Below are 5,133 nucleotides of genomic sequence, written 5' to 3'. Positions count from 1 at the left end.
GGTGTGGCTGGGTGCCACGGAGGGACTAGGGGCTAGTTGCCGGGGGGACAGGGGTCGCGGCTGACCGTCTCACCGTACACGAACCGCTCACCACACACCCATTTTAGGTGTCCTTATAACTCACCGGACCACAGACTCTTGAAACACGGGGGGCAGAAGCTCTCCATCGAGCGGCCATCCTTGCTCCTCCACAAAGTCGAGCATCTCCTTGATGCGTGTTGTGGATCCTGGATGGGTCCCTGCAAAATCAGCGATGGTCTCGGAAAGGCCGGTCACACCAAGGTCGTGCTCGAAGAAATCCAAGCTTCCCGCGACGGTCGCATACTGCTCATACATCAGTCCAAGTCCGAAACGGTCGGCGGCCCGCTCTTGTCTTCGGTTGAAACTCCGTGAAGTCAATAAGCCGCTACTCCCAAAGAGATTGGACATGCTTCCGGTGCCCATGCCGATGGATGCCAAGGCGAGGTCGAAGAGAATCCCCCGCCCGAGCGCCTTGAGGTGATCTCGGTTGCGAAAATGGCCGAGTTCATGCCCGAGGACGAAGGCCAGTTCGTTTTCGCTCTCGACTATTCTGATGAGATCCGTGGTCACGATGATAAGACCACCCGGAAGTGCGAAAGCGTTGGGTTGATCGGCTTCCACGACTGCGACGGTAAAATCGTACTCGCGATCCGGCCAGTGGCTCGCCAACTGATCGACGAGCGTGTCGAGCCTTGCGACGAGATCCTCGCCCCCTTCGGGCACGTACTCCTGTACCTCCCCCAAAATCGCTTCCGCGACCTCAGCTTCGACGCGGAGTGGAATGATCGGAGCAAGGAGGTTTACGAGGAGGGCGATTGTTGTGAAAACCCCTACTGCTACGACGGCGAGACCCACGGTGAGCGTGGTCGCTTCACGTAACCAATGGGTCGGCGTAAGGTTTACTGAATCGTCAGGCTCACGGGGAGCAGACTTCATAATCCTTCGTTCACAGTCAACGCCGTCCCGTAGGCTAGCATTTCCAGACCTGCCGTCCCCTTGCCACCCCGTCGAGAGCTCGCGAGTCGGCTTGTCTCTAGTCGAACGTTGACAACCGTGTTGTGGCCACGTGCTAGTGCCTGCTCCTTCATCCGGAGAACGGCCTCGCGCCGTGCACGATCCAACAGCGGCTCGTAAGACTTGATGCGGCCACCCACGATGATACGGAGTTGGGCGAGGAAGCGTTTGAAGTGGTCGTGCGACACCACGACACTCCCCATGACTATGCCTGCTCTCGCGATCTCGACGTCGCAGGGAAGTCGCGGGAGGTTGATGGCGACCATGTCTTTCATCGCCGCCTCGCGCTCGCGAATACTCCTGTAGTGATTCGCCTCCAGGCGGCTTCCAATAAAATAGGTCAGAAGGAGGAGAAAGATCGGAGAGCCGAGGTTGATCAGCTGACCCATGTTATTCGACCTTTACTGCTGTTCCGTAGGCGAAGAGCTCGGCAGCTCCCTGGGCCACGCTGCTCGTTCCGAAACGAACGTTGACGACAGCGTTCGCTCCCACCGAGCGTGCCTGCGCCATCATCCGGTGCATCGCCTCTTCGCGGGCTTCCTGGAGCAGTTCAGTGTACCCCTTAAGCTCGCCGCCGACGAAATTCTTGAAGACAGCCGCGATGTCCCGGCCGATATGCTTCGCGCGGACCGTACTTCCAGTCACCACGCCGTAGAACTCGACGATCTTCTGACCAGGTATTTCCTCAGTGTTGCTGCAGAGCATTGGAATCTCCTGAAAAATCGGACGTCTGGACCAACTTCCTCTCGAACCTTGGTGCACGGTCGACTCTACGCAAACCTAAACATTTGCCAGGACCGTAACTTAGACGGGGGTACTGAGGGGCTAGTTACCGCCGGGGGGATACGCCTCTATCCACTCGCAGTGTTGCTACGAAGAACACGTCCCCCATACCGGCTGAGCCAAAAGCTAAGAGGTCGCGTTCCTAGCGAAATCATTGGGCTCACTCGCGATGTTAGACAAACACCCGCCGTCGTCGCGCCAAAGATCACTTGACCCACGCCGCTACGGTGCTGGATCGGCCCCGTCCTGTTGTGAATCACCAGGCCGTTTGATTTAAACAGACCGCTCTGGCCGCGCCCTGCGCCGCCCCCCCTAATCCTTCAAACGCCTTATCCCCTTTCAATCCCTCTAGCCAGCCACTCAACTCTATCCTCTCTAGCAAGTCGGCCAACCCCAACCTCTCTAGCCGGTCAGCCATCCCCGATCCCTCTAGCCGGTCAAGCAACCCCTCAGCCAACTTTGCCCCCTCCAACTGTTCGAGCTCAAGCGCCCCACTTTCGATCATCCTCAAACAGTTCTGTAAGGGGCTGAAGTGGTTATACAAAGCCCACACGACTGCGCCCGCAATCAAGGCTTTGATCGCGAATTTTATGATGTCGGTCATTGGGCCAGTCTCTGTAATTCAGATGGCGGGGGTCGTCTTTAGGAATTAACTGACAACGCAGGTGAGTGCCTGAGTGAAACCCGTTAGGCAGAATGCCATATTAATGCGCGAATGTAGCGAACGGACCTTAAGCTTGGGCAACTCTACGGTCGACATTCGGTGGCGAGACCCTCCAGTCAGTACTGTCGCAGCAACGCACGCAACGCGGGCTCGTAGGCGTCGGCATACCGGACCATCCCCAGGTCGCTCGGGTGGGAGCCATCAGTGGCCGCTTCGCCGTCATCCCCCAGCAGCTGTTCGCCCTGCAGGTAGAAGAGGTGGTCCACCCCTTCATCCTGCAGCTGTCGGTATGCGCGGCCCAAGGCCTCCCGGCTCGTGCGGTGACGTTTCTCGCTGGCTGGGAAAAAGCGCGTATTGGTGAACGACCGGTCCTCAACAAGTAGGATCGGCGTCCCCGGATGCGCCTGGCGCAGCTGCCGTACCAGTGGGGCAGCGCGTTCCTCGACCATGGCTTCTTGCATGTTGGGCAGGCAATCGATGGCAAAGACGCATGGATCGATCTCGGCGAGTAGAGCCCCTACCTCGGGCTCCATCCGGCCGTTGCCGGAGAAGCCGAGATTGATAGTAGGACGGTTCAGTCTACGACCGAGAAGCGCGGGAATGGCCATGCCGGGGCGTGAAGCCGAGGCGCCGTGCATGATCGAGGTGCCATAGAACAGCATTGGCCGTTCCGCACGCGGGACGATGGGTTCGAACACACTTCCCGCGTCGGTACCGATCTCCAGGGACTCGACGCCGTTGTAAAGGGGCAAGTAGATCGTGTAGCGGCGCGCGCCGGATCGGAGACCTGTGGCAAGCTCGGTCTCGATCGATTGTGCAGTAGGGCTGACGACGCCAGCCCAGCGTTCGACACCCTGATCGTCAGTGGCGTACAGGTCCAACCCGCTTACCCCGGTGGCAGGCATGATGGGCATCGCCAGGCGATCGGAGAGAAGGGTATACCGAACGTAGATGGCAGGCGCGTCGGTGGTGAAACGCACCGTCATGCCAGAGGAATGCCTAGAAAGGTCCCAGACGGGTGTCCGAACAACACCCTCGGCCTTGCCCGGCAACCGATCGAAGTAGCGCTTCGTATCGGACCAGCCTTTGCCTTCGACACCCCACTCGCGCACGTCGTGCCAGGTCACGTCCATCCGCTGGGCGCGCAATGCGTTCGGCAAAGCCAATCCCGCCGCGCCGCCGGCAACGAGTTCGAGGAAGTGTCTTCTCGAGGTTGTCATTCAATCTCCGGGAGGAGGATCATCCAGCACCCATAGCTATCATATCGTCTCCTTACCTACGTCACGGACGGGAGCGGGAATCGCATGAGGTCGCTGGGGCGATTCGAGTAGGTCGCGGTAAAAATCCCGTTCCTCCTCAATGCGCTCGAGGCGTGTGTTCATCTCGTCGACCGTATCTCGCAGACCCTCGAACGCTCCCGGTCCGATCTGAGACGTGCTTTTGTCCATCGGCCGAATCTCACGACGATGCATCACTACTTTGCCGACGGTCGATATGACAACCAGCGCGACGATAAACTCATAACCACCCAAGCTAGTACTCCGTTAATTTTCGGTGAGTGTATTGCAGCGACCGACTCACGACCCGTCGAGCAGCGTCTCGAGATGGGCAGCAGCAGCGAGGGCGTTCCCTTCGACGTTGTAGCCACCTTCAAGGAGTGAGACCAGCCGCCCGTCGGTGAAGTCCTCGGCCAGGTCGAGCGCAATCCGCGTCATGCGCCGAAAGGCATCGTCCGTCACGTCGAAGCAGCCGAGAGGGTCGTCGCGTCGGCTGTCGAAGCCGGCCGAGACAATGATGAAATCCGGCTGGAATCGGCTCACGGCCGGCAGAAGCGCTTCATCCCAGGCGCGCAGCATGTCCACGTCCCGTGCGCCGCAGTCCAGATGCCAGTTGATGTTGGAGCCTGTGCCCTCGCCCTCGCCCGTCATGGCAGGATCTCCCGTCCCCGGGTACGCCTGCCAGTCATGCGTGGAGAAGAATAGAACGCTCGGGTCATCATAGAACGCATTCTGAGTTGCGTTCCCGTGGTGGTAGTCCCAGTCGATGATCAGGACTCGCTCAAAGCCGTGAACACGCTGTGCGTAACGGGCCGCGATGGCCGCGTTGCTGTAGAAGCAGAAGCCCTCTTCCGCCCCCGTGTTGTTCGCGTGATGCCCCGGGGGTCGGCTGGCGCAGAAGGCGTTCTTCACTGTTCCGCCCGCGACAGCTTCGACCGCCCCGAGCGCCCCGGAGACTGCAAGCTCCGCGATCCGGCCGCTGACGTCGATCGTACTGACCGAGTCGACGTGCTCGGCTGTGTGCGCGTACTGCACGTAGGACAGAGGGTCATCCAGAAGCGACAGAGGAACCACCGCCTGATCGAGTCCGCGTTCAGCAAAGACCTCCATCATTCGAACGAGCCGAAGTGGGCTCTCTGGGTGTGCCTCGCCTGCACGCTCCGGCAGGACGTGGTCGAGATAGCGCCTGTCGTAGACCAGGCCTGTGCCGCTAGCCGTTCTTCCAAGGCCTGGTCTGATCGGACCGAACGCGGGAAGCGCACTCGCGCCCAGAAGCCCCTTCGAGGCCGTAGCGATGAAGTCGCGGCGTGTGGTCATGGCGAGCCTGCTCCTCGTGGCGTTGAACACGTGGACATCAAGTGGAGTCCTCTTCGT

At 59.9% G+C, this 5,133-nt stretch carries 7 protein-coding genes; all 7 read right to left on the bottom strand.

Going from position 1 to position 5,133, the window contains the following annotated elements:
- Positions 1–120 precede the first annotated feature (120 nt).
- Positions 121–957, bottom strand: a complete 837-nt coding sequence (locus OSA81_13260) for a M48 family metallopeptidase (GenBank protein ID MDE0899970.1) — start codon at positions 955–957, stop codon at positions 121–123.
- Positions 954–1,424 carry a heavy metal-binding domain-containing protein gene (locus tag OSA81_13255; protein ID MDE0899969.1) on the bottom strand — a complete coding sequence of 157 codons (471 nt, stop codon included), beginning with the start codon at positions 1,422–1,424 and terminating at the stop codon, positions 954–956. Before OSA81_13255 ends, OSA81_13260 begins: the two co-directional genes overlap by 4 nt.
- Before the next feature lies 1 nt (position 1,425).
- Positions 1,426–1,740 (bottom strand): YbjQ family protein, encoded by a 315-nt coding sequence (locus tag OSA81_13250; protein ID MDE0899968.1) that lies wholly within the window; start codon positions 1,738–1,740, stop codon positions 1,426–1,428.
- 334 nt (positions 1,741–2,074) lie between these two features.
- Positions 2,075–2,422 (bottom strand): hypothetical protein, encoded by a 348-nt coding sequence (locus tag OSA81_13245; protein ID MDE0899967.1) that lies wholly within the window; start codon positions 2,420–2,422, stop codon positions 2,075–2,077.
- Between the two features lie 176 nt (positions 2,423–2,598).
- Positions 2,599–3,702: an SGNH/GDSL hydrolase family protein gene (locus tag OSA81_13240; GenBank protein MDE0899966.1), complete on the bottom strand. Its 1,104-nt coding sequence runs from the start codon at positions 3,700–3,702 to the stop codon at positions 2,599–2,601.
- A 39-nt stretch (positions 3,703–3,741) separates the two neighbouring features.
- The gene (locus OSA81_13235; protein ID MDE0899965.1) at positions 3,742–3,930 is read right to left on the bottom strand and encodes a hypothetical protein; all 189 of its coding nucleotides are present in this window, start codon (positions 3,928–3,930) and stop codon (positions 3,742–3,744) included.
- 129 nt (positions 3,931–4,059) lie between these two features.
- Positions 4,060–5,133, bottom strand: a 1,074-nt coding sequence (locus OSA81_13230) for a histone deacetylase (protein MDE0899964.1), incomplete at its 5' end; no start/stop codon positions are given.

This window comes from Longimicrobiales bacterium, from assembly GCA_028823235.1.
In the GTDB taxonomy this organism is placed as follows: domain Bacteria; phylum Gemmatimonadota; class Gemmatimonadetes; order Longimicrobiales; family Gaopeijiaceae; genus UBA2589.
The sequence above is the reverse complement of the archived record's forward strand: the minus strand, read 5'-3'. Positions and strand labels throughout refer to the sequence as shown.

Coding starts and splice junctions, on each gene's coding strand:
- OSA81_13245 (MDE0899967.1), bottom strand. CDS start 2,422: ATGACCGACATCATAAAATTCGCGATCAAAGCCTTGATTGCGGGCGCA.
- OSA81_13260 (MDE0899970.1), bottom strand. CDS start 957: ATGAAGTCTGCTCCCCGTGAGCCTGACGATTCAGTAAACCTTACGCCG.
- OSA81_13240 (MDE0899966.1), bottom strand. CDS start 3,702: ATGACAACCTCGAGAAGACACTTCCTCGAACTCGTTGCCGGCGGCGCG.
- OSA81_13235 (MDE0899965.1), bottom strand. CDS start 3,930: ATGGACAAAAGCACGTCTCAGATCGGACCGGGAGCGTTCGAGGGTCTG.
- OSA81_13255 (MDE0899969.1), bottom strand. CDS start 1,424: ATGGGTCAGCTGATCAACCTCGGCTCTCCGATCTTTCTCCTCCTTCTG.
- OSA81_13250 (MDE0899968.1), bottom strand. CDS start 1,740: ATGCTCTGCAGCAACACTGAGGAAATACCTGGTCAGAAGATCGTCGAG.